At 72.0% G+C, this 22,616-nt stretch carries 16 protein-coding genes; all 16 read right to left on the bottom strand.

The genetic code is table 11. The features are described from left to right. Positions 1-8: 8 nt before the first annotated feature. Positions 9-1,943: a c-type cytochrome gene (locus tag MWN33_RS05585; RefSeq protein ID WP_247199439.1), complete on the bottom strand. Its 1,935-nt coding sequence runs from the start codon at positions 1,941-1,943 to the stop codon at positions 9-11. Positions 1,944-2,050: 107 nt separating this feature from the next. Further along, positions 2,051-2,557: a DUF1993 domain-containing protein gene (locus tag MWN33_RS05580; protein WP_247199438.1), complete on the bottom strand. Its 507-nt coding sequence runs from the start codon at positions 2,555-2,557 to the stop codon at positions 2,051-2,053. A gap of 139 nt (positions 2,558-2,696) precedes the next feature. Beyond that, positions 2,697-3,017 (bottom strand): thioredoxin, encoded by a 321-nt coding sequence (trxA, locus tag MWN33_RS05575; RefSeq protein ID WP_013165144.1) that lies wholly within the window; start codon positions 3,015-3,017, stop codon positions 2,697-2,699. An 83-nt stretch (positions 3,018-3,100) separates the two neighbouring features. Continuing rightward, the gene (gene addA / locus MWN33_RS05570; protein WP_247199437.1) at positions 3,101-6,532 is read right to left on the bottom strand and encodes a double-strand break repair helicase AddA; all 3,432 of its coding nucleotides are present in this window, start codon (positions 6,530-6,532) and stop codon (positions 3,101-3,103) included. After that, positions 6,529-9,573: a double-strand break repair protein AddB gene (addB, locus tag MWN33_RS05565; protein ID WP_247199436.1), complete on the bottom strand. Its 3,045-nt coding sequence runs from the start codon at positions 9,571-9,573 to the stop codon at positions 6,529-6,531. The genes addA and addB overlap by 4 nt, the downstream gene beginning before the upstream one ends. 42 nt (positions 9,574-9,615) lie before the next feature. Further along, positions 9,616-10,335 (bottom strand): nucleotidyltransferase family protein, encoded by a 720-nt coding sequence (locus MWN33_RS05560; RefSeq protein WP_247199435.1) that lies wholly within the window; start codon positions 10,333-10,335, stop codon positions 9,616-9,618. After that, the gene (gene tsaE, locus MWN33_RS05555) at positions 10,332-12,071 is read right to left on the bottom strand and encodes a tRNA (adenosine(37)-N6)-threonylcarbamoyltransferase complex ATPase subunit type 1 TsaE (RefSeq protein ID WP_247199434.1); all 1,740 of its coding nucleotides are present in this window, start codon (positions 12,069-12,071) and stop codon (positions 10,332-10,334) included. Before tsaE ends, MWN33_RS05560 begins: the two co-directional genes overlap by 4 nt. A 4-nt stretch (positions 12,072-12,075) precedes the next feature. After that, entirely contained in the window at positions 12,076-14,616 is a 2,541-nt protein-coding gene (locus tag MWN33_RS05550; protein ID WP_425531955.1) for a PAS domain-containing sensor histidine kinase, read from the bottom strand. 133 nt (positions 14,617-14,749) lie between these two features. Next, positions 14,750-15,715, bottom strand: coding sequence for a cysteine synthase A (gene cysK, locus MWN33_RS05545; RefSeq protein ID WP_247199432.1), 966 nt, complete (start codon positions 15,713-15,715; stop codon positions 14,750-14,752). A gap of 122 nt (positions 15,716-15,837) precedes the next feature. Next, a complete protein-coding gene (locus MWN33_RS05540; protein ID WP_247199431.1) occupies positions 15,838-16,281 on the bottom strand; it encodes an RrF2 family transcriptional regulator in 444 nt (147 codons plus the stop codon). A gap of 9 nt (positions 16,282-16,290) precedes the next feature. After that, positions 16,291-16,764: a dUTP diphosphatase gene (gene dut, locus MWN33_RS05535; protein ID WP_247199430.1), complete on the bottom strand. Its 474-nt coding sequence runs from the start codon at positions 16,762-16,764 to the stop codon at positions 16,291-16,293. After that, positions 16,761-17,990 (bottom strand): bifunctional phosphopantothenoylcysteine decarboxylase/phosphopantothenate--cysteine ligase CoaBC, encoded by a 1,230-nt coding sequence (gene coaBC / locus MWN33_RS05530; protein WP_247199429.1) that lies wholly within the window; start codon positions 17,988-17,990, stop codon positions 16,761-16,763. The genes dut and coaBC overlap by 4 nt, the downstream gene beginning before the upstream one ends. Before the next feature lie 442 nt (positions 17,991-18,432). After that, positions 18,433-20,001: a 2-polyprenylphenol 6-hydroxylase gene (ubiB, locus tag MWN33_RS05525; protein WP_343312509.1), complete on the bottom strand. Its 1,569-nt coding sequence runs from the start codon at positions 19,999-20,001 to the stop codon at positions 18,433-18,435. Between the two features lie 4 nt (positions 20,002-20,005). After that, positions 20,006-20,785 carry a bifunctional demethylmenaquinone methyltransferase/2-methoxy-6-polyprenyl-1,4-benzoquinol methylase UbiE gene (gene ubiE / locus MWN33_RS05520; protein ID WP_247199427.1) on the bottom strand — a complete coding sequence of 260 codons (780 nt, stop codon included), beginning with the start codon at positions 20,783-20,785 and terminating at the stop codon, positions 20,006-20,008. Positions 20,786-20,899: 114 nt separating this feature from the next. Further along, the gene (locus MWN33_RS05515) at positions 20,900-21,778 is read right to left on the bottom strand and encodes a L,D-transpeptidase (protein WP_247199425.1); all 879 of its coding nucleotides are present in this window, start codon (positions 21,776-21,778) and stop codon (positions 20,900-20,902) included. Between the two features lie 199 nt (positions 21,779-21,977). Then, positions 21,978-22,454: a hypothetical protein gene (locus tag MWN33_RS05510; RefSeq protein WP_247199424.1), complete on the bottom strand. Its 477-nt coding sequence runs from the start codon at positions 22,452-22,454 to the stop codon at positions 21,978-21,980. Between the last annotated feature and the right edge of the window lie 162 nt (positions 22,455-22,616).

Genomic DNA, 22,616 nt, shown 5'->3' with positions numbered 1-22,616 from the left:
ATGGTCGGTCAGGGCTGGACCTGGAGGGTCTGGATGACCTGCTGGCCGAAGCCCTCGACATAGGCGTGCTGCTGCGCCTCCTCCAGCCCCGGGCCGGCGGCAACGAGACCGCAATAGGAAAGGATCAGCGCGTTCGCCACGTCGGCGAGGCGCGTCTTCGGCTCCTGCGCCGCCAGCGCACGGGCGAGGTCGCTCCCCTTTCCGTCCGGCACAGGCAGGGCGGGCGAGCCGAGCAGGCGCGCCGCGGCAGATGTCAGATCGGACGGCACGCCAGTCGCCGCCGGGCATGTCAGCGGGCCGGCGAGGCTGCGGGGCTGGTGCGCCACCAGCGATTTACCGGCCGGGCTCGCCCACACCACCGGCACATCCGGCAGGTTCGGCTGCGTGCGGAACGACACGTCGGCCGCCGCCTGCAGAGTGAAGGCGCGCAGCCGGGCGTATTTCTGGTAGGCCTCGCCGCCGCCGGCCGCCACGACCGGGCAGTAGGCGGCCATCAGCGCGTCGACAACCTGCGCCGGCGCGGCGTCGGGCGCGGCGCCCTGATAGCTGGCGACCAGCGAGGATAAGTCGCGGTTGCCGCCGGCGATGGCGGCGCTGAGCGCGGCGACCGCCTTGGGGTCCGGCCCCGCCGCGCCCGGCGCGCCGCCGACCTCGGCGCAATCGAAGGCGGAGGCGGCCTGGGTGCCATAGTCCGGCACGCTCATGGTCTGCCGCCAGGTCGCCACCATGGCGGGGGTAGCGTTGGGCGCCGCCGCGTTGCCCCAGCTCGTGCGCACATAGTTGGCGAGGTCGGCGATCTGCGGATCGGAGAGCCGGCCGGCGAAGGAGGGCATGGCACCGAAGCGGGCATCCGCCTTCAGCCCCTGCAGCACCACCGCGACGACATTGTAGGGCTCGGCCGCCGTCACCGCCGGATTGTGCGCCAGCGGCGGAATGGCGCCGAGCAGGCCCGTGCCCTGCGCCTGATGGCAGGCCGCGCAATTGTCGACGAAGAGGCGGGCGGTGCGGGCATAGACGTCCGCCGGCAGGGCGGAGGCCTTCTGCGGGGCCGGCGCGTCGGGGGGCGGCGGGCTGTCGAGCAGATAGGTTGTGATGGAGGTGATGTCGGCGTCGGTGAGATAGGCGAGGCTGTCATGCACCACTTCGGCCATCGGGCCGAACACGGTGGTCTTGCCCGGGGCCGAGCCGGTCTTGAGGAACTGGGCAAGCGTGTCCTGCGTCCAGTTCTTCGCCAGCGCGGCGGAGGCGATGTCGGGCGCGTAGAAGCCGTCGATCTCGGCGCCGGTGAACATCGCCTTGCCCTTGATCGCGCCCATCACGTTGCGCGGGCTGTGACAATCCGAGCAGTGGCCGACCGCCTCGACGAGATAGGCGCCGCGATTCCACGCCTCGCTCTTGCCGGCGGCGGGCGTGAAGGTCTGCGGGTGGAAGAACAGCTCGCGCCAGGCCAGCATGCCGAGCCGGACGTCGAAGGGGAAGGAGAGGCCGTTCTCGCGGTTGGGCGATTCCACCGCCGGAATGCGCCGCACATAGGCCCACAGCGCCTTCAGATCGTCACCGGTGATGCCGGCATAGGCGTCGAACGGCATGGCCGGGTAGAGATAGGCCCCATCCTTGCGGATGCCGTCATGCACCGCGCGGCGGAAGTCCTCGAAGCTCCAGCTCCCGATGCCGGTCGTCTGGTCCGAGGTGATGTTGACCGAGTAGATCGCGCCGAAGGGTGTGTTCAGCGCCAGCCCGCCGGCATAGGGCTTCTTGGGATCGCCGGTGTGGCAGGGCATGCAGTCGGCGGCGCGGGCGAGATATTCGCCGCGCGCCACCAGCGCCGCATCGTCGGGCTCCGGGGCCGGCGCCTGCGCGGCGGCCGGGCCGAGGGCAGACGCCGCGAGCCCGAAAGCAAGCCCCAAGGCCAGCGCAAGGCCCGGTTTCCATCCGCGCGACATGACGATCCCCCCGTTGGCGCACCCGTGACTGGAATCATTCCACGAATGCCGGGGAACCGCCACCCCGCCCCGGCTGCGCACCGGGGCGGGGTGCATATGTCCACGGATCAGAATGCGCCGAGATAATCCGCCTTGCCGACCGGCACGCCCTTGTGGCGCAGGATGTCGTAGGCAGTGGTGACGTGGAAGAAGAAGTTCGGCAGCGCAAAGGTCAGGAGATAGCTTGTGCCGACGAAATGCCGTTCGCCGCGCCGCGACTTCTGCACGATCTCACGGGTCTGCGCGCCCTCGAAGCCGGCGGGATCGACGCTGGCGAGATAGTCGAGCGTTTTGGCGATGCGGGCGTGCAGTTCCTCGAAGGTCGTCTCGGTATCGGCGAAGCTCGGCGCGCTGGTACCGGTGAGGCGGGCCGCGCCGAACTTGGCGGAATCGGTGGCGCTCTGGATCTGGCCGGTCAGCGGGAACATGTCCGGCGCGAGCCGCGCGCCGGCCAGCTCCGCGAGGTCGAGACCGGTGGCGGCGGCGTGCTCCTCGGCCTTGCGCAGAATGGCATCGAGATTGCCGAGCCCGCGCTGGAAGACGGGAACGGAGGCGTCATACATGGAAAGCGACATGGAAGGCTCCAGAAGGGGAATCGGCCACGCGCCTTCTCGCCGCCGGCAAGGCGGACGGGCGCGGGCGGGAAAATGAAAAACCCCGGCGCGGGAGACCCGGCCGGGGCGTGTTTATCGGCTCATGCGAATCATCGTGCGCTCAGATCGCGCTGTTGATCCACTGCAGCATCTTGGCCTTCGGCGCCGCACCGACCTGGCGCGAGGCGAGCTGGCCGTCCTTGAACAGCAGCAGGGTCGGGATCGACATGATGCCGTACTTGGAAGCGGTCGCGGGGTTCTCGTCGACGTTGAGCTTGACGATCTTCAGCTTGTCACCGAGTTCGCCCGCCACTTCGTCGAGCACCGGAGCGACCATGCGGCAGGGGCCGCACCATTCGGCCCAGAAATCCACGAGGACCGGACCATCGGACTTGATCACGTCGGACTCGAAGCTCTGATCCGACACCTTTTCGACGCCCATTTGGACACCTTTCGAGAATCTTGAGAATTCAGGGGAAGTTGCAGCCAAGGTAGGTATCCGCCCCCCCGCGCGTCAAGGCAGCGTCACGGCGAAGTGACGCTTTCCACCGCGCGCGCCAGCGTGCCCGCGTCGAGCGCGTGGACGAGCGGGCCGGCGGTGTAGACGAGCTGCGCAGCGATCTCCCGGCCGGGGAACAGCCGGGCCAGCAGGGCGGCATAGAGGCCGAGCTGGCGCAGATGGGCCGGAGGCACCGCCGACGGCACGCGCGGCACGTGGCGGTCGGTCTTGAAGTCGGCGACCAGCACACGATCGGAACCGACGACCAGCCGGTCGATGCGCCCCGTCACCGGCGTGCCGTCCTCCAGCGTGCCGGCGAGCGGAACCTCGGCGAGGCTGCCGGGCGCGAACAGCGCGTCGAGACCGGCCAGTCCGAGCACGCCGAGCGCCTCCGCCAAGAGTTCCTCGCGCGCCGCCTCCGGCCAGTCCGAGGCGGCGGCGAGCAGGCGGCGGCCGGGCGCCCCGCGCTCCGCCGCCGGGAGGCCGGCGAGCGCCGCCATCAGGCGGTGAAGGAGGTCGCCGCGCTCGATAGCGCGGGCGGCGATGGCATCCGGCGACCCCTCGTTATCGGGACCGGGTGCGGAAGGGCGCAGACGCGGGCGGGCCGCCGCCGTCTCGGCGAGCGGGCGGGCGAGCGCGCGGGCAAGCGCGCGTTCCTGCGTATCGGCGGGAGCGGCGGGGACGGGAGCCGGCGCAGCGCTGCCCGCCTCGCCGCCGCCGGGCTGCGCCCCGCGCCAGCGCAGTACGGTGCCGGGGAAACCGGCGGCGGGGTGCTCGGCCGCCTGCGGCTCCAGCGCCCCGCGCACGAGTTCGTACCAGCAATCGGCCGGGCGCCGGCGCACGCCGTCCGCTCCGCACAGCACGAGGGCGGTCTCGGCACGGGTGAGCGCGACATAGAGCAGGCGGCGATATTCGTCCTGCTGCGCCGCGTCGCCCGCCTGCCGGGCGAGTGCCATGGCCGGTGTATCGGCGGTCTTGGAAGGCGCGTGCAGCAGCACGCGCCGCCCGTCCGGGCGCTCGACGCGCAAGAGGCCGGCGCTGCGGCGGGTCATCGGCCCGGACGTGGTGTCGGCGAGGATGACATAGGGCGCCTCCAGCCCCTTGGCGCCGTGCACGGTCATCACGCGCACCTCGTCGCGGCCGGCCTCCATGTCGCGTTTGGCCTCGGCCCCTCCCCGCCGCAGGAAGGCGAGGAAGCCGGCAAGCGAGGGCGCCTCGATGTTCTCATAGGCCCGCGCCAGCGCCAGCATCTCGTCGAGCGCGTCGGCGGCTTCGGGGCCGAGCCGGGCGAGCATGGCGGCGCGGCCGCGCTCGCGCCCCAGCACGCGGGCGTAGAAGTCGAACGGCCTCAGCCGCCGCGCTTCGCCGCGCAGCCGCGCCAGCCGCTGGGCCGCCGAGGCCCAGCGCGGATTCTCGCCGGCGCGGGCGGCGAGCACCCGTTCGAGCCGCGCGGCCCGGCGCGGCGCCAGCGCCATCAGGTCGGCGTCGTCGAAGCCGAACAGCGGGCTCTTGAGCGCGCAGGCCAGCGCCAGCTCGTCGTCCGGGGAGAGCAGCGCATCTCCCAGCGCCATCAGGTCCATCACCGCGATGTGCTCGGCCACCACCAGCCGGTCGGCACCGGCCACCGCGACGCGGGCATGCTTGAGCTCGCGGATGATCGCCTCGAACAGCGAATCGCGCCGCCGCACGAGGATGAGGAAATCGCCCGGCCGCGCCGGCCGCGCGCCGTGCCGGCCGGCAACGGGAAAGCCGTCGCGGATGCGTGCCGCGATATGGGCGGCGATCTTGCGGGCGAGCCGGCCCTTCGGGTCGTCGGAAGCGGGCGCGTCGAGCGGGCGCTGCCAGGCGTCGACATCCACCTTCTCGCTCGGCGCCTCCGGCTCCCACATCTCGACGAGCGAGGGCAGCGCGGCGTGGATCGGCGCATGGACGGGCGGCTTGCCCTCGGCGGAAAGCCCGCGATAGGCGGCCTCGGCGCCGAACACCTCGTCCACCGCCTCCAGAATGCCCGGCGCCGAGCGGAAGGAATGCTGCAGCTCGACATGGGTGAAACGCGCGCCCGCCGCCGCGTGGAACTCGCGCCGCACCAGATCGAAGCGGCGCGGGTCGGCGCCCTGGAAGGAGAAGATCGACTGCTTCTCGTCACCCACCACGAACAGCGTGCGCGGCAGGCTGGCGGCGCCATCGCGGGCGCCCTCGCCGGCGAAGAACTCGGCGACCAGAGGGCGGATCACCTCCCACTGCTCGGGGCTGGTGTCCTGCGCCTCGTCGAGCAGCACATGGTCGATGCCCTGATCGAGCTTGTAATGCACCCAGGCCGAGGCGCCCGAGGCGAGCAGGCGCCGCGCCGCGTCGATCAGATCGGTGAAGTCGAGCACGCCGCGCGCGGCCTTGGCGCGCTCATAGCGCCGCGCCGCCTCGCGCCCCAGCGCCAGCACCGCGCGGCTGCGCTCGAAGGCGCGGGCAGCGGCGAGGCGGCGGGCCAGCGGGGCGATGCGGTCGCGTTCGGCAAGAAGCTGGGGGAATTTTGCGCGCACCGGCGCGGCGCCGAACTGGCTGTCGCCATAGGGCTCGCCATCGTCCTTGAGGAACACGCCGGCATAGGCGTCGGCGACCGCATCCGGCGGGGCGGCGGCGGCGTCCATCAGCGCCCGCCCGCGCCGGGCGGCATTGCCGGCCTCAAGAGCCAGCGCCTCGCCCAGCCCCCGCCACGCGCCGCGCGCAATGAGCGCGTCCTCGACGATGGCGCGCTCGATCTCGCTGGCTGCGACCGGCCCATCGAGCCCCACGGCGGCGGCAAGGTCTTCCTCCTCCGCCTCCAGCGCGGCGGCATCGGCTACCAGTTCGCGGATCAGTTCGCCGATGCCCTCATCCGAGGCGACGCCGACCAGCAGGGCGAGCGCGCGGCCGAGATCGCTGTCCGGTGCGCCGGTGGCCTCCAGCACCACTTCTTCGCGCACGCGCGCGAGTAGTTCGAGGCGCGCTGCCTCCTCCAGCTCGCCGAAGCCCGCCGGCACCCCGGCCTCGAAGGGGAAGGCGTGCAGCAGCGCGCCGCAGAAGGCGTGGATGGTCTGGATCTTCAGCCCGCCCGGCGTCTCCAGCGCCTGCGCGAACAGCCGGCGCGCCTGCGCCCGCCGCAGCGCGCCGGGCGAGCCGCCATCGGTGCGCACGATCTCCGCGTCCAGCGCCTCGTCGTCGAGCGTCGTCCAGCGGCGCAGCTCGCCGAGCACGCGGTTCGCCATGTTGGCGGCGGCGGCCTTGGTGTAGGTAAGGCAGAGGATGCGGCCGGGCGGCACGCCGCGCATCAGGAGGCGGATCACCCGCCGCGCCAGAACATGGGTCTTGCCCGAGCCGGCATTTGCCGAGACCCAGGCGGACAGCATCGGATCGGAGGCGGTGGTCTGCAAGGCCGTGGCGGCACGCAGCGGGCCGGGGGCGAGTACGTTCGGGTCGCTCATTCCTCGCCCTCCCCGCCGGTCGACCATTCCTTCACCCGCGCCAGATGGTCGTAATTGCCGAAGCGGGCGCGGAACATCGGCCGGGCCAGCGAGGCATAGCCGCGCGAGGGATTTTCGAAGGCGGCGACGAGCTGTTCCAGCCGCTCCAGCGTGGAGGCGGCAAGGCCGGCGGCGCTCTGGTCCCTGTCGACGGCGCTCACCTCCTTCAGCTCCGCCGTGCCGAGCTTCACATAGGCGAGCGCGGCGGCCTCCTCGGCCGGCAGGTCCGGAAAGCTGCCCGCCGCCGCCATGGCGGCTTCCAGCGGGAGCTGCGGCGAATAATGCGCCGCAGTCTGCTTCGCCGTCGGCACCGCGCCGGTCTTGAAATCGAGTATGGCGAGCCCGCCCTCGCGCAGCTGCTCGATGCGGTCGGCGCGGCCGGTCAGGGTGAAGCGCCCGCCGGCCAGCGACAGCCGGCCATATTGCTCGGCGAACAGCCGCCGTGCGGCGCGGCGACGCCCGCGCTCCCACGCGATGAAGCGCGGCACCAGCCGCTCGAAGCGCGCCCACCACAGGGCATGCTCGGCCGGGAAGGCTTCGAGCGGGGCGAAGGCGCGCCGTCCCAGCGTCCGCAGCGCCGCTTCGGCCTCTTCCGGCAGCGCCTCGGGGAAGGCCTGCGCAAAGCTGCCGAGCGCGTCGTGGATCGCCGTGCCGCGCTCGCCGGCGCCGGGCGCCTCGTCGAACAGGTCGAGCGGGCGCAGCCCCAGCACGTGGCGGGCGTAGATGGTGTAGGGATCGCGCAGCCAGGTCTCGATCTCGGTGACGCTCAGCCGCGTCGGGCGAAGTTCGACCGGCGGGGCGGGCTCCGGCCGTGCGATACGCGCGGCCGCCGGCTCCTCCTCGATCAGCCCGGCCAACCGGCGGAAGCGGTCGCCGCGCGCCACCACCGCCCGCCAGCGCGCGTCCCCGCTCACCGCCGCGAGGCGCTGGAGGAAGCGCGAGGGCACGCTCGGCGCGCCGCCGAGCTTGCGCGGATAGGACAGCACGAGCTCGGGCGCGCCGCAGCCCTGCACGAAGTCGTGGGCGGACAGGCCGATGCGCCGCTCCGGCGCCTCCAGCCCCAGCGCCGCGCGCATCGGCCGGCTGAGCCAGGGATCGGCCCGCACCGCGTTCGGCCAGGTCTGCTCGACAAGGCCGGCAAGCACCACCCGATCGACGCCGATGAGGCGCGCTTCCAGCGGGCCGAGGATGCGCAGCCGCGCGCCGGGCACCAGCGGCGGGCGCACCGGCTGGTCGGCCAGCAACAAGGGCAGCGCGGCGGCATAGTCGGCCAGCGTCATCGCGGGCGCCAGCGGCGCGCCCTCGGAAAGGGCGGCGAAGGCACGGGCCAGCGTGGCGAGCGCCGGCTCCTCCTCCGGCGCGGCGGCATCCGGGCCGCTCCAGACGGCCTCGATGGCAGCGCGGTGCGCTTCCAGCAGGGCGGCGAAGGCGTGCTCGCCCTCCCCCAGCGCCAGAAGCGGGGCGAGCGCCCCGGCCAGGCGGGCGGCGAGATCGGCGGCGCGGGCGCGGTCTTCCTCGCTCACGGAGGCCCGTGCATCGCTTGGGTGATGGTCTTTCGCGTCGAAGCCGGCGATGGCCGCCACCAGTCCGTCCGCCCCGGCGCGCGGGCGCGGGCCCCGCAGCACGGTGAGTTCCAGCGCGTCAGCTGCGACGTCGAGCGCGGGCCGCTCCAGCCCGAAGCGGGTCAGCGCGTGGCGCAAGAGCGCGGAGAGCGGTACCGGCGCCAGCCGCTGGTGGCAGACATCGGCGACGAGGCGGGCGAAGCGGCCCGGCACGCTCTCCGACAGGGGCTCGCCGGCGGAATCGTCGATACCCACCTCGAAGCGCAGCAGTTCGGCGGTGACGCGGCGGGCGAGATCGCGGTCGGGCGTGATGAGCGCGGCGGTGCGGCCCGGCAGCTCCAGCACCTCGCGCAGCGCGACGGCGATGGCGAGCGCCTCTTCGCGCGAATCGTCCGCCTCGACCACGCTCACGCCGTCGAGCGCCGCGTCGATGGCGGGGGGTCCCAGCCGCTCGCCGAGGCTGGCCCACGCCTCGGTGGAGGCGACCGGGCGCAGCGCCTCGGAGAGCAGCCGCTCGCGTCCGTGCGGCGCCGGCGGGGCAAGCTCGCGCACGGCCTCACGGCCGGCGCGCATATGGGCTTTCAGCAACAGGGCAAGGCCATATTGCGGATGGCTCGGCGCTGACGCCTCGTCGTCGGTCAACGCCTCCCAGGAGCGGGCGTCGAGATAAAGGTCGAGGCCCGGCAGCACCACGCACCCCTTCGGCAGGTGCGCCACGGCGGCGAGCAGCCGGGCGGTCGCCGGCATGGAGCCGGTCGAGCCGGCGGCGATGACCGGACCGGCATCGGGCAGGGCGGCGAGCCGGCGCGCCTCGGCATAGATCAGCCGGTCGCGGCGCACGCTGGCGTCGACGAGGCCCTCACCGTCGAGGAAGGCCGGCCAGAAGTCGCGGGCGATCTTGAGGAAGTCGAGCGCCATGTCCCAGTAGCGGTCGTGCTCGCCGGGCACCAGCGTGTCGAGCCGCTCCCACGGCACCTCCTGCGCCGCCATCTCGTCGATCAGCTTGGCAAGCGCGTCGGCGAGAGCGAATTCGGCGCCCGGCCCGGCCGCCACCGCCACGCGCCCGTCATCGCCGCGCAGTGCCCGGCGCCAGCGCCGCGTCAGATTGGCGAGAGCAAGGCGGCGGGTGGTCGGCGGCACGGCGCGCGGTGGATCGGTGAAGCTCTCGGCGAAGGCGAGCGCGTCCTCGTCGACATCGCCCAGCGGCACGATGCGCGGCAGCAGCGTCACGCCGCAGCCGGCGCGCTCGCGCAGCGCCTCGGCGAGCAGACGGCCGGCGCGGCGGGTCGGCAGGAAGATCGTCGCGCCCGCCAGCTCCATCGGATCGCCGCGCGGGGCGAAGCCCTCGATCAGCCGACCGTCGAGCAGCGCGTCGGCGAGCGTCGCGACGAAGGGCGCCGACGGCGGGATGGTGAAGAGGTTCGGCGTGGCGCGGCTCACCGGCGGCCCTCCGCGCGGGCGGCGGCCGGCGCGGAGGCGCGTTCAGTCCTTGGAGCGCGCAATGGCGTCCTCGGCCTCGTCGATGGCCTCCGGCGTGCCGACATGCATCCACACCCCTTCCATCCGCTCGCCGAAGAGCCGCCCCGCCTCGGCGGCCCGAACGAACAGCCGGCTCAGCGAGAACGAACCCTCCGGCGTCTGTGCGAAGACATCCGGCGCCACCACGGCGGCTCCAGCATAGACGAATGGCGCCATCTCGCGCTCGGGACGCGGGGTGAGCCGGCTCTCGCCGTCCATCAGGAAATCGCCGCGTCCTTCATAGCCGATCGAGGTGGCGGCGGGGGCCAGCAGCAGCAGGAAATCCATCCGCCGGGCATCGAATTTGCGCGCCAGCGTGGCGAGGTTCGGGCGGATGCCCTCGATCCAGATGGTGTCGGCGTTGACGACGAAGAAAGGCTCCGTGCCCAGTTCCGGCAGCGCCTTGCGGATGCCGCCGCCGGTCTCCAGCAGTTCGCCCCGCTCGTCGGAGAAGACGATGCGGGGGTTCTTGCGCCCGGCGAGATGGCGCTCCAGCACATCGGCATGCCAGTGCAGGTTCACCACCGCCTTCGTCACGCCGGCGGCGGCGAGCCGGTCCAGCACGTGATCGACCAGCGGGCGGCCGTTCACCTCGACCATGGGCTTGGGAATGCGGTCGGTAAGCGGGCGCATGCGCTTGCCAAGGCCGGCAGCGAGCACCATGGCGGTCGTGATCGCGGTCATGTGGAGCTGGAATCGTTCGGCGTTTCGGGCGTCGATGGCGCGGGAGCGTCGGCGGTAACCTCGGCGGAGGGGGCGGCAGCAGCGGAAGGCGCCGCCGGCTCCGGCAAGGGGGACGCCGGAGGCGGGGGCGCAGGCGTGCGGGTCGCGAGGCCGGCAGCGCCCGCCTCGAAGCGCGGCCGCGCGCCGGGCGCCGGCACATGGTCCTTGTACCAGCTCGCCAGCGCCTCCAGCTCGGTGAAGGCGAGGCAACGCTGGAGATAGTTCCAGATGCGCGGCAGGTGGCGCAGATAGGCGGGCTTGCGGTCGCGGTGGTTGAGCCGCGCGAAGATGCCGAGGATCTTGGTGGCACGCTGGGCGCCCATCACCGCGTAGGAGGCCGCGAAGCCGCGCACGTCGAAGGCGGGATCCGCCTCGCGCCGCGCCTTCGCGTAACGCCCAAGCAAGGCGAGTTCCAGCGCCTCCGGCACGTCGATGCGGGCATCCTGCCCGAGCGAGGCGACGTCATAGGCCGCCGGGCCCATTACCGCGTCCTGGAAATCGAGCAGGCCGACGCGGGCCAGCCCGTCGCGGTCGGGCAACCACATCAGGTTGGGTGAATGATAGTCGCGCAGCACCCAGACGGGCTTCTGCGCCAGCGCCGGGGCAAGCGCCACGGTCCAGAGCTGGCGGAAGGACTGGCGCGCATCGGCGGCCAGCGAGACGCCGGAATGGGGCAGATACCAGTCGAGCAGCAGCTCGGCCTCGATCAGCAGCGCCTGCAGGTCGTAGGCCGGGATGTGGTGGTCGATGCCCTGCGCCACGGGCAACGTGTCGGGCAGCTCCATGGCGTGCAGCGCCGCCAGCACGTCGACCGCCGCCTCGTAGCGCTCGGGCAGCGGTGCGGGCGGGGTGCCGCCGAGCACGCCCTCCTCGCCGAGATCCTCGATGATCAGCAGCCCCGCTTCGAGATCGCCGCCATAGATCGCCGGCGCCGAGAAGCCACGCTCGCGCAGGCCGCGCGCCATGGCGACGAAGGGCTTCACGTCCTCGGCGAGATGGGCGATCTGGCTGTAGGGCCTGCCCCCGCGCACCGGAGGCCCGTCCGGCCGGCGCGGCGCGTTCATCAGTACGGCGTTGCGGCGCGCACCGACGAGGCGCTCATAGCTGCGGGTCGAGGCGTCGCCCTGCAGATGCCGGCGATGGGCCGGGCCGAAGCCGGTCTGGTCGATCAGCGCGCGGATCGACTTCATGCGGAACAGCGCGCCGGCGAGCCGGCCGAAGCCGAACAGCCGCAGCCGCCGCAGGGTCTCGGGACCGCCGACGGGCAGGGCGATGTGCACTTCCAGCCGGTCGGGCTGGAGGATGGCGCCGCCCGCACGCTCCGGCCATTCGACCAGCGTGACCGCGCCGTCGGTCTGCTCGGACCAGCCGAGCTCGTCGAGCTCGGACGCGTCGCCCAGCCGGTAGAGGTCGGCATGCACGACGCGCAGGCGCGGCAGATCGTAGCCCTGCATCAGCGTGAAGGTGGGGCTCGGCACCTCCAGCTCCGGGTCGCCGGCCAATTCGCGGATCAGCGCGCGCGCCAGCGTCGTCTTGCCGGCGCCGAGATCGCCGTCGAGCGTCACCAGATCGCCCGGCCGCAGCATGGCGGCGAGGTCCATGGCGAGGCGGCCGGTGGCGCCCTCGTCGGGCAGGGTCACGTCCCAATGGGCGACAGGGTTGGTCGGGACAGAGCCGGTGCTGCGGCTGTCGATCATGCCGCTACTCCGCCGCGTCCCGGCTGGCGCCGGTTTCCAGCGGGAAGGTGCAGGTGACGAGCGTACCGCCGCCCTGCGCCGGGCCGATGCTCACCGTGCCCCCGTGCAGCGCCACCAGCGAGCGCACGATGGACAGGCCGAGCCCGACGCCGCGATGGCGCGAGCCGGCGGTGTGGCTCTCGAAGCGGTCGAACACCCGCGTGCCGATCTCGGGCGGGATGCCCGGGCCGTGGTCGCGCACGCGGAACACCACCTTGTCCTCGTGGCGCTCGGCCGACAGCGTGACGGCTGAGCCGTCAGGGGCGAAGCCGACCGCATTGGAGAGCAGGTTGTAGAGGATCTGCCGCACCCGCTTGGCATCGGCGCGGAAGCTGCCGGCGGCGTTCTGCAGCTCGATGGACAGGCGGATATCGCCCTCGGCCAGACGGTCGCGCACACCCTCGGCGGCGGCCTCCATGGCGGCGCGCACATCGACCTCGGCGAGATCGAGCGTCATCGCGCCGGCGTCGATGGTGGCGAGGTCGAGAATGTCGTTGATGATCGCCAGCAGCGCCGCGCTCGACTCCGTGATGTGGTTCACATAGGCGCGCTGCTTGGGGTTGAGCGGGCCGACGCCGGTGTCGTCGAGAAGCTGGGCGAAGCCGATGATCGTGGTCAGCGGCGAGCGCAGCTCGTAGGAAACGTGACTGACGAAGGTGCTCTTGAGGTGGTCGGCGGCGACCAGCGCGTCGTTACGCTCCACCAGCGCGCGCTCGACCTGCGCGGTGTCGGTGACGTCGCGCAGCGTCACCAGCGTGCCGCCATCGGGCAGCGGCTGGGTCGAGCCGTCGATGATGGCGCCGTCGTTGCGCTCCATGCGGAACTCGGTCGGCACGCGTGCCTCGATGCCGGTGACGGCGGCGGAAAGCCGGCCCCAGACGGCGGCATCCGTGGTGAGGCGGCGGCAGGCCTGCGCCACGTTGTCGACATGCGGGCGGGCATCGAGCATCGCCGCGTCGAGGTGCCAGAGCCGGCGGAAGGCGGAGTTGAACAGGCCGAGCCGCCCGTCGCTGCCGAACACCGCAACCGCCTCGGCCAGCGCGTCCAGCGTCTCGCTCTGGATGCGGGTCAGCGAGATGTAGCGGCTCTCCAGCGCGAGGCGCTCGGTCACCTCGTCGAACAGATAGGTGACGCCGCCTTCCGGGTTCGGCGCGGTGACGACGCGCAGCGTGCGCCCGCCCGGCAGGTGCCACCAGTGCTCGCGCGGCTCGATGGCGCGGTAGGCCGCGTGCAGGTCCTCGCGCCAGACACGGAAATCCGCCTGCTCAGGCAGGCGGCGGGCGGCGCGCAGCCGGTCGAGCACGGCGCCGTCGTCCGGCCGGTCGTCGAGGAAGGCGGGATCGAGCTCGAACAGGCCGGCATAGGCGGCATTGTGAAAGACGAGGCGCCGGTCGGCGCCGAAGATGGCGACCGCCGTGGCGAGCTGGTCGAGCGTGCGCCGGTGCGCGCCGACCACATGGGCGAGCTCCGCCCGCACGCTCTCGGCCTCCGTGGCGTCGAGCGCGATGCCCGCCGCGCCGCCGCCGGTCGGCACTTCCAGCACGTCGAGCACGCGGCGCGAGCCGGCGACCACGACAGGCAGGCGGGATTTGAACGGCAAGGCGTCGCCATGCGCCTTCTTCGCCTGCTCGCGGCTCTGCCGGTCGAGCAGGAAGAGGTCGCGCACGGCGGCGTCGCGGCCGTCGCGGGCCTCCACCGCATGGGCATAGGCGGCGTTGCTCCAGCGCAGCCGGCCGTCCTCGTCGCCCACCCACACGGGGGCGGGCAGCGCGTCGAGCAGGGTGCGCAGCGCCGAGCTCTCGCCATCGAGCGCGCGATAGGCCTCCTGGAGCTGCGCCTGCTCCAGCCGGACGCCGGTGATGTCGCGTAGGCGCAGCACAACGGCCGCCCCGACCGGTCGGCCATCCGCCTCGACGAAGCGCCCGTCCTGCGTGGCGAGGGTGGCGGCGAGCGGGGTGCCCCGGGCACGCAGGCGCTCCACCGCCGCCTCGATCTCGCGCGCCGAACCGGGCGTCAGCCAGGCGCCGAAGGCAAGGATGCGCAAGGGCGCGGCGACGCCGGTGAAGGCGGGCGTGTTGCCGATGATCTCGGGGTCGGCCGAAGGGTCGCGCCAGACCACGACGATCTGCGGCTCCGCCATCAGCAGCGCCCGCGCTTCCTCGATCTGCGACTCCAGCCGGGAAATCTCGCCGAACGCCTCGGCCTCGCGGCGCAGCGACTGGCGCCGGTAGCGCAGATGCACGATGGCGGTGGTGGTGGCGAAGACGATGAGCCCGACGACCAGCGCCAGCCCGATCAGCGCGCTCGGGTCCTGCCCGGCCAGCACGGAAAAGGCGCCGGCGGTGACGCCGTGCAGGTCGGATTGCGCATGGGCCGGGGTGAGCGTGAGCGGCAGCGCTCCGGACAGGGCCGCAGCGGCCATCGGGTGGCGGAGACGCCGGCCCCGGGCGGATGCTGCCCGACGCCCATTGCCTACCGTTCCGCCCATGCCGGCCGGATGCGCCATCCGCGCCCGCCTCCCCTTGCCGACTGCCGTCCCCCGGCCGGCGGCGCCCGCGAGGGCGCGCCGAATCACCGAGACTTTACCGAAGCCGGAGTCGCACTAGAAGGGCCGGCGCGCCGACGCCGCGCGGGAGCTGTCAGAGCCCCTCGAACAGGGCAGTAGAAAGATAGCGCTCGGCGAAGGATGGAATGATGACCACGATGGTCTTGCCCTCGTTTTCCGGCCGCGCGCCGATCTCCAGCGCCGCCGCGATGGCCGCGCCGGAGGAGATGCCGACCGGGATGCCTTCCAGCCGGGCTATGGCGCGCGCGGTCTCGAAAGCGGTCTGGTTGCCGACCGTCACCACCTCGTCGATCACCGAGCGGTCGAGCACTTCCGGCACGAAGCCGGCGCCGATGCCCTGGATCTTGTGCGGGCCGGGCTGGCCGCCGGAAAGCACGGGGCTGTCCTCCGGCTCCACCGCGACCATCCGCAGGCTCGCCTTGCGGGGCTTCAACACCTGGCCGATGCCGGTGATGGTGCCGCCGGTGCCGACGCCCGAGACCACCACGTCGACCTCGCCATTCGTGTCGTTCCAGATTTCCTCCGCCGTGGTGCGGCGGTGGATGGCCGGGTTGGCCGGGTTGCGGAACTGCTGCGGGATGATGGCGTCCGGCAGGTCCTTCACCAGTTCCTCGGCGCGGGCGACGGCGCCGCGCATGCCCTGCGCCGCCGGGGTCAGCACCAGCTCGGCGCCGAGCAGGGCGAGCATCTTGCGGCGCTCGACCGACATGGATTCCGGCATCACCAGAATGAGGCGGTAGCCATGGGCGGCGGCGACGAAGGCGAGCGCGATACCGGTATTGCCGGAGGTGGGCTCGACCAGCACGGTGCCGGGGCGAATCAGTCCCGCCTCTTCCAGAGACTGGATCATCGAGACGCCGATACGGTCCTTCACGCTGCCGATCGGGTTGAAGAATTCCAGCTTGGCGAGGATCTTCGCCTTCACGCCGCGCTCGGCCGGCAGCCGGTTGAGCTGCACCAGCGGCGTGTCGCCGATGGTCTCGGTGATCGACCCGTAGATGCGGCCCCGCCCGGGGTTCTTCGCGACGGTCTCGGTCATGGGTGCCTCCAGCATGTATGGGGCGGGCGCATGGCGGCCCTGCCCCTTATTGGCGAACGATTTTCGCCCTGTCGGCTACCATATTCACGACAGTAAGTCGAGAAAACAAAATTTAAACGAAACTAAATTGTGAAATCGATGCCTTCGGGCAATCCACGGCGCAGCGTGTTCTGCGCCGCTGAACGGCACAGATCCTCGACCGTCACCGCGTCGAGCGCCGCCTCGAAGGCGCGTTCGGCCTCGGCAACGGCGGGCTGCACGATGTCGCGCACGATGGGCGGGAAGCCGTCGAGCGCCGCGTCGCTCTCCGCCTCGACGACGCGGACCACTTCGGCGACGGTGATGCGCCGGCGCTCGCGCGCCAGCTCATAGCCGCCGCGCGGACCGCGCACGCCCTTGAGCACGCCGGCATGCACCAGCGCCTGAAGGACGGGTTCGAGATGGCGGGGCGGCAATTCGTGGCGGGCGGCCAGCGCCTTGGCCGCAACGGGCATGCCGCGGGCATGCAGCGCGACGTCCACGACGGCGGCGATGGCGAGGAGGCTTTTGTCGGAGAGGCGCGGCATGCCCCTTGGCTAGCGCGATATTTGCCGGCCGTCGAGCCCCGTCGAACCGAATCCACCATCGCCCCGTGTTGTTTCGGTTAAATTACCGGCTTCGGCCAGATGAATCCGGGTGACGGGCGCCACCACCATCTGCGCGATGCGCTGGCCGCGCTCCAGCACGACGGGCGCATCGCTCAGATTGACCAGCAGCACCTTCACCTCGCCGCGATAGTCGGAATCGACCGTGCCGGGTGCGTTGAGCACGGTCAGCCCCTGCTTCAGCGCAAGGCCCGAGCGCGGGCGCACCTGTGCCTCATAGCCGTCCGGCAGGGCGAGGCAGAGCCCGGTCGGCACCGCCGCGCGGGCGAGCGGGGCGAGCGTCAGCGGCTCGCCCTCGGGCAGGGCGGCGATCAGATCGAGACCGGCAGCGCCGGGTGTGGCGTAGTCCGGCAGCGGCAGGCCTTCGCCATGCGCCAGCACGCGGACGGGAACCTCGACGCTCACGCGCTTGCCTCCAGCGGACCGAGCGCGGCGGCGATGCGGCCGACCAGACGCTCGGCCACGTCAGCCTTCGAAGCCTGCGGCCAGTGCTCGACGCCCTCGGCGGAAATCAGATGCACCTCATTGCTGTCGGCGCCCATGACTCCGCCGGGAATGCCGCTGCGCTGGGAGACGTCGTTGGCGACGATCCAGTCGCAGCCCTTGCGGGCGCGCTTGGCCTGGGCATAGGTCACGACGTTCTGCGTCTCCGCCGCGAAGCCGACCACAAGGCGCGGGCGCCGGTTCGACAGATGCGCGATGGTGGCGAGGATGTCCGGGTTCTCGGTAAGGGTCAGCGGCGGCAGGGTGCCGCCGTCCTTCTTCATCTTCTCGGCGGCCTCGCTGGCGGCGCGCCAGTCTGCGACGGCGGCGGCGAAGACGGCCGCGTCCGCCGGCAGCGCGGCTTCCACCGCCGCCAGCATCTCGCGCGCGCTCTCCACATGACGGACATCGACGCCGGCGGGATCGGGCAGGCTCACCGGGCCGGAGACCAGGGTGACCTGCGCGCCCGCGCGGGCGGCGGCGGCGGCGATGGCGTGGCCCTGCTTGCCGGAGGAACGGTTGGCGATGTAGCGCACCGGGTCGATCGGCTCATGGGTCGGGCCGGAGGTGACGAGCAGGTGCCGGCCCTTCAGCGGCCCGGCCGGCGCCAACAGCCGCTCGGCCGCCGCCGCGATCTCCAGCGGCTCGGCCATGCGGCCCGGCCCGTCCTCGCCGCGCTCGGCCATGGCGCCGGCATTGGGCCCGACGAAGGCGATTCCGTCGGCGGCAAGCTGCGCGGCATTGCGCCGGGTGGCGGGGTTCGCCCACATCAGCGGATTCATCGCCGGGGCGAGCAGGACCGGCCGGTCGCTCGCCAGCAGCACCGCGGTGGCGAGGTCGTCGGCCAGCCCATGCGCCATCTTCGCCATGAGATCGGCGGTGGCGGGCGCCACGACGATCAGGTCGGCCTCGCGGGACAGGCGGATATGGCCGATGTCGTGCTCGGCCTCGCGGTCGAACAGCTCGGTGAACACCCGGTCGTGGCTGAGCGCGCCGGCGGCGAGCGGGGTGACGAAATGCTGGGCGGCGGCGGTCATGACGACACGCACGCCCGCGCCGCGCTCCTTGAGCCGGCGGATCAGGTCGAGGCTCTTATAGGCGGCGATGCCGCCGCCTATGACGAGCAGGATGCGCTTGCCGGCGAGCATGCGGGTTTGCCTGCGCCTTGTTGTTGCCTGCGTGGCCTATAGCTCAGCCGTGCGGAGCAGCCCAGAGGCAGCCGGACGAAGAACCGGAATCATTCGGCCGGACCGGCGTGGGGATGATGGCCGCGCGAGGCGACAAGATAGACGATGCCGCCGACGACAAGGGCGCCGACCGGCATGATAAGCAGCAGCAGGAAGTCCGCGGTGGTCATGGCAAGAGACTCCCGAGGAGACGCCTCGCAAGGAAATGTAGGGCGACGCTGCCTGCGAGGCAAATCACGCTGACGGCGGCGATACCCAGCACAGGTGCGGCGCCACCGTTCAGAACCGACACAACCGGACCAAGCCCGCCGACGCCATTACGGCAATGGCGACGCCGTTCAGATAGGTCGCGGACAGCTTCGTCCGCTCGTTGTGCACGAGGCTCATCGCAGCGCCTCCCCGCTCAGAACAGCAGATGCCCCGCCAGCAGCGCCGCGATGGCCCACAGGCCGATGGTCATCCAGCGGTTGCCACGCCCCTCGGCGCGGCCGATGGCATCGGTGGTCTCCGGCGACAAGGTGAGGCCGTCGCGGGTGGCAAGGTCGAGCTGGGCGGCGATGCGCTGGCCTTGCGCGATCAGCTCCGGCAGCGCCTGCAGCGAGCGGCCGAGCGCGCCGACGCCGGCCGCCGCCTCCTCGATCCGCCCGGCCGGGCCGAGATTGCGCTCGATCCAGCTTCGCACCACCGGCTCGGCGGTCTTCCACATGTCGAGTTGCGGGTCGAGATTGCGGGCGACACCCTCCACCACGACCATGGTCTTCTGCAGCAGCAGCAGTTCCGGCCGCGTCTTCATGTCGAAGAGCGCCGTCACCTCGAACAGCAGGGTGAGCAGCTTGGCCATGGAGATCTGGTCGGCGCGGCGCGAATGGATCGGCTCGCCGATGGCGCGGATCGCCTGCGCGAAATCCTCCACCGAATGGTGCGGCGGCACGTACCCGGCCTCGAAATGCACCTGCGCGGTGCGCAGCCAGTCGCGGGTGATGAAGCCGAACAGGATTTCGGCGAGGAAGCGCCGCTCCTTCGGCCCGAGCCGGCCCATGATGCCGAAATCCACCGCCACCAGCCGCCCGTCGGCATCGACGAACAGGTTTCCCGGGTGCATGTCGGCATGGAAGAAGCCGTCGCGCAGCGCGTGGCGCAGGAAGGACTGCATGACGATGCGCCCGAGGCGCGGCAGGTCGTGGCCGGCGGCACGCAGCCCGTCGAGGTCGTTCAGCTTGACGCCGTCGATCCACTCGGTGGTCAGCACCTCGCGGCCCGTGCGGTCCCAGTCGACCGCCGGCACGCGGAATTCGTCGTCCGCCTCGGTGTTCTGCGCCAGCTCGGAGAGCGCGGCCGCCTCCAGCCGCAGGTCCATCTCCATCGTCACCGAGCGGGCGAGCGTGTCGACCACGGCGACAAGGCGCAGGCGGCGCCCCTCGGGCGTCACGCTCTCGCCGAGCCGAGCGGCGCGGTAGAAGGAGGAGAGGTCGACGCGAAAGCGGCGCTGCACGTCCGGGCGCAGCACCTTCACCGCGACGCGGCGCGCCATGCCGTCGGGGTCGATGACCTCGCCCTGATGCACCTGCGCGATGGAGGCGGCGGCGAGCGGCGGGCCGAGCCGGGTATAGACCACGCTCGCCGGCCGGTCGAAATTGCGCGCGATGGTCGCCTCGGCCACCTCCTGCGGGAAGGCCGGCATGCGGTCCTGCAGCAGTTCGAGGTCGTGCGCCATCCGGGGTCCCACCACGTCGGGACGGGTGGCGAGGAACTGGCCGAGCTTCACATAGGACGGGCCCAATTGCGACAGCGCGGCGCCGAGGCGGGCCGCGCTGGAGGCCGGACCGCGCCGCGCGATGAGGCCCGCCAACGCGAAGAGCGGCTCGGAGCCGGGCGGGCGCATGGCGGGGTCGATCTGCGTGGCGACGCCCTCGCGCGCCATCACGAAGCCGGCGCGGGCGAGGCGCAGATAATCGCCGAGGGGAGTGGCCACGCCGCTAGATCCGCACGCCGGAATGAAGCGCGACGACGCCGCCGGTGAGCGGCGTCCAGGCAACGCGGCGCAGGCCGGCCGTCCGCATCATCTCCGCGAACACCTCCGGCGGGGGGAATTTGCGGATCGATTCGACGAGGTACTGATAGGAATCGGCGTCGCCGGTGACGAGCTTGCCCATGCCGGGGATCAGCTTGAACGAATAGGCGTCGTAGATCGCGTCCAGCACCGGCACATCGACGCGCGAGAATTCCAGCACGAAGCACGTGCCGCCGGGCTTCAGCACCCGCCGCATCTCGGAGAGCGCCTTGTCCATGCGCGGCACGTTGCGGATGCCGAAGGCGACGGTGGCGGCGTCGAAGCTCTTATCGGGGAACGGCAGCTCCTCGGCATTGGCCTCGACGAACTCCACCCGGTCGGCGAGGCCGAGGGAGGCCGCGCGCTCGCGGCCTACCGCCAGCATGCCGCCATTGATGTCGGCGACGGTGGCGCGGGTGGTCGGCCCGCCCGCCTCGACGGTGCGGAACGAAACATCGCCGGTGCCGCCGGCGACGTCCAGCAGGTGGAACGGGCGGGCGCCGCGCGGCGGGCGCAGACGGGAGACCAGAAGGTCCTTCCATGCCCGGTGGAGGCCGAGCGACATGAGGTCGTTCATCAGGTCGTAGCGGCGGGCGACCGAATGGAACACCTCGTCGACCATGCGCTGCTTGTCGTCCAGCGGCACGGTCCGGTAGCCGAAATGGGTGTCGGTGCGGCCGCCGTCGGCCAAACTGTCCTGAGCCATCTGCTCACGGCTCCCGCGTTCGAGGCGAAGTCGGCGCGGACCATAGCGGAGTGGCCGCGCGCATCCAAGCGGGCGCGGCCGATGTGGTTACGGGCGGGGAAAAGGTGCGCGGCGTCAGATGACCCGCACCAGCGTGCCAATGTTCACCCGATCGTAGAGGTCGATGATGTCCTCGTTGCGCATGCGGATGCAGCCGGAGGACACCGCCTGCCCGATGGTCTCCGGCTCGTTGGAGCCGTGGATGCGGTAGAGCGTCTTGCCCAGATACAGGGCGCGCGCGCCCAGCGGGTTGTCCTCGCCGCCGGCCATGACGCGCGGCAGGTCGGGCCGGCGCTGGATCATCTCGGCCGGCGGGCGCCATTCCGGCCACTCGGCCTTGCGGGCGATGCGCTCGCTGCCGGACCACTGGAAGCCTTCCTTGCCGACGCCGATACCGTAGCGCACCGCCGTGCCGTTGCCCTGCACGAGATAGAGATAGCGCGCCCCGGTATCGACGATGATGGTGCCGGCCGGGTCGGCGCTGGTGTAGCGCACCAGCTTGCGGTCGAACTTGCGGTCGACGCCCTTGGCGCCGGTCGCCCGCCGGTAGACCGGCATCGGGGCGGCGTCCTCCTCGTAATAATCCGGCTCGACCTCGGCGTAGCCGGTGGCGAGCGCCGCCGTGCGGCTGCCGGCGGGGCGCGCCGGCGGAGGCGTCCGCGCGGGAGCGGGAGATGGCGCCGGGCTCGCGGCATAGCCCCCGGGAGAGCCGTCCGGCGCACCGGCATAGCCGTACACGCCGCCGGAATCGGGCACGCCGACATCGACGCTCGGGCGCGGGGGCGGATAGACATTGCCGCCGGGATAGACGAGGCCGGCGCCGGGCCGCCAGCCCGAACCGCCCGAGGCCGCAGCGCGCGAATAAAGCTGGTAGGAGGACTGGTAACCGTAAATGCCGCCGCCGCTCTGCGCCGCCGCCGGGCCGGCCGTCACGACGAGGGTGGCGAGAACCAAAGCGCTGCGCCGCGAGGCGCCCGCGCTCAGGCCGGATCGGAACCGGGCGGAAATCGAATCACCGCGCATGTCGCTGCAGCCCCCAGGGAATTGACCGTAGGGTGATACCCTATGGTTAATGGACCCTTAGGAGCGCAGGGAAATCCGGCGCGTCAGGCGACTGCCGCGCCGGCGTGGCAACGCGTTCGATCCGTCGCCGTCAGGGGCAGCGGACATAGACCATGGTGCCGTAGCGGCCGGCCACTTCGGGGTCGAGCCATTTGAGCACCAGCACCTGACCGTCGAAGCGCACCACCTCGCGGTCGGACTGCGCGCCGGGCGGCTCGTTCGGCAGGCCGATATAGATCGGCCCGGTGCCGACCTGCTTCGACACCACCTCGGAAGGCTGCGAATCGTCGGCCAGATACATCATGAAGCCACCGGACGGGCCGGCATTGATCACATAGGGCTGGCGGCAGCCCTGCCGGGCCTGGGCTTCCGTGCGCGCCGCGTCCTCCGGCCGGTGATAGGCGGCCAGACCCCACTTGCCCACGACCTGCTGCGGCGTGATCGGCGAGGTGTAGCGCGGCATGGCCGGCTCCACGCGCTGCGGGGCCGGCGAACTCGCGCAGCCCGCGAGGATGGCCGCGAGAGCCGCGAGAAAAGCCAGGCGGACGACACGGTAGGATGCGATCATTGAGCACTCCGGAACGGATGGCTGCCGGACGGCGACGCGACGCGGACGCGACAGCCCTCCGGAATCTGACTCCAGCATAATGATTGAGCTTTACGCCAGAAGGCCAGCCGAACATAGTCCGGCCGCGCCCCGACGTCGAACCTTCCGCAAGCTGTGGCGGAA

The organism is Ancylobacter koreensis, from assembly GCF_023016525.1.
Lineage (GTDB): Bacteria > Pseudomonadota > Alphaproteobacteria > Rhizobiales > Xanthobacteraceae > Ancylobacter > Ancylobacter koreensis.
Note: the sequence above shows the minus strand (reverse complement) of the source record. Positions and strands in the feature narration are given on the sequence as shown.

Bases quoted from the DNA above. Each gene is read 5' to 3' on its own strand.
- MWN33_RS05585 (WP_247199439.1), bottom strand. From the start codon at position 1,943: ATGTCGCGCGGATGGAAACCGGGCCTTGCGCTGGCCTTGGGGCTTGCT.
- MWN33_RS05580 (WP_247199438.1), bottom strand. From the start codon at position 2,557: ATGTCGCTTTCCATGTATGACGCCTCCGTTCCCGTCTTCCAGCGCGGG.
- trxA (WP_013165144.1), bottom strand. From the start codon at position 3,017: ATGGGCGTCGAAAAGGTGTCGGATCAGAGCTTCGAGTCCGACGTGATC.
- addA (WP_247199437.1), bottom strand. From the start codon at position 6,532: ATGAGCGACCCGAACGTACTCGCCCCCGGCCCGCTGCGTGCCGCCACG.
- MWN33_RS05560 (WP_247199435.1), bottom strand. From the start codon at position 10,335: ATGACCGCGATCACGACCGCCATGGTGCTCGCTGCCGGCCTTGGCAAG.
- tsaE (WP_247199434.1), bottom strand. From the start codon at position 12,071: ATGATCGACAGCCGCAGCACCGGCTCTGTCCCGACCAACCCTGTCGCC.
- MWN33_RS05550 (WP_425531955.1), bottom strand. From the start codon at position 14,616: ATGGCGCATCCGGCCGGCATGGGCGGAACGGTAGGCAATGGGCGTCGG.
- cysK (WP_247199432.1), bottom strand. From the start codon at position 15,715: ATGACCGAGACCGTCGCGAAGAACCCCGGGCGGGGCCGCATCTACGGG.
- MWN33_RS05540 (WP_247199431.1), bottom strand. From the start codon at position 16,281: ATGCCGCGCCTCTCCGACAAAAGCCTCCTCGCCATCGCCGCCGTCGTG.
- coaBC (WP_247199429.1), bottom strand. From the start codon at position 17,990: ATGCTCGCCGGCAAGCGCATCCTGCTCGTCATAGGCGGCGGCATCGCC.
- ubiE (WP_247199427.1), bottom strand. From the start codon at position 20,785: ATGGCTCAGGACAGTTTGGCCGACGGCGGCCGCACCGACACCCATTTC.
- MWN33_RS05510 (WP_247199424.1), bottom strand. From the start codon at position 22,454: ATGATCGCATCCTACCGTGTCGTCCGCCTGGCTTTTCTCGCGGCTCTC.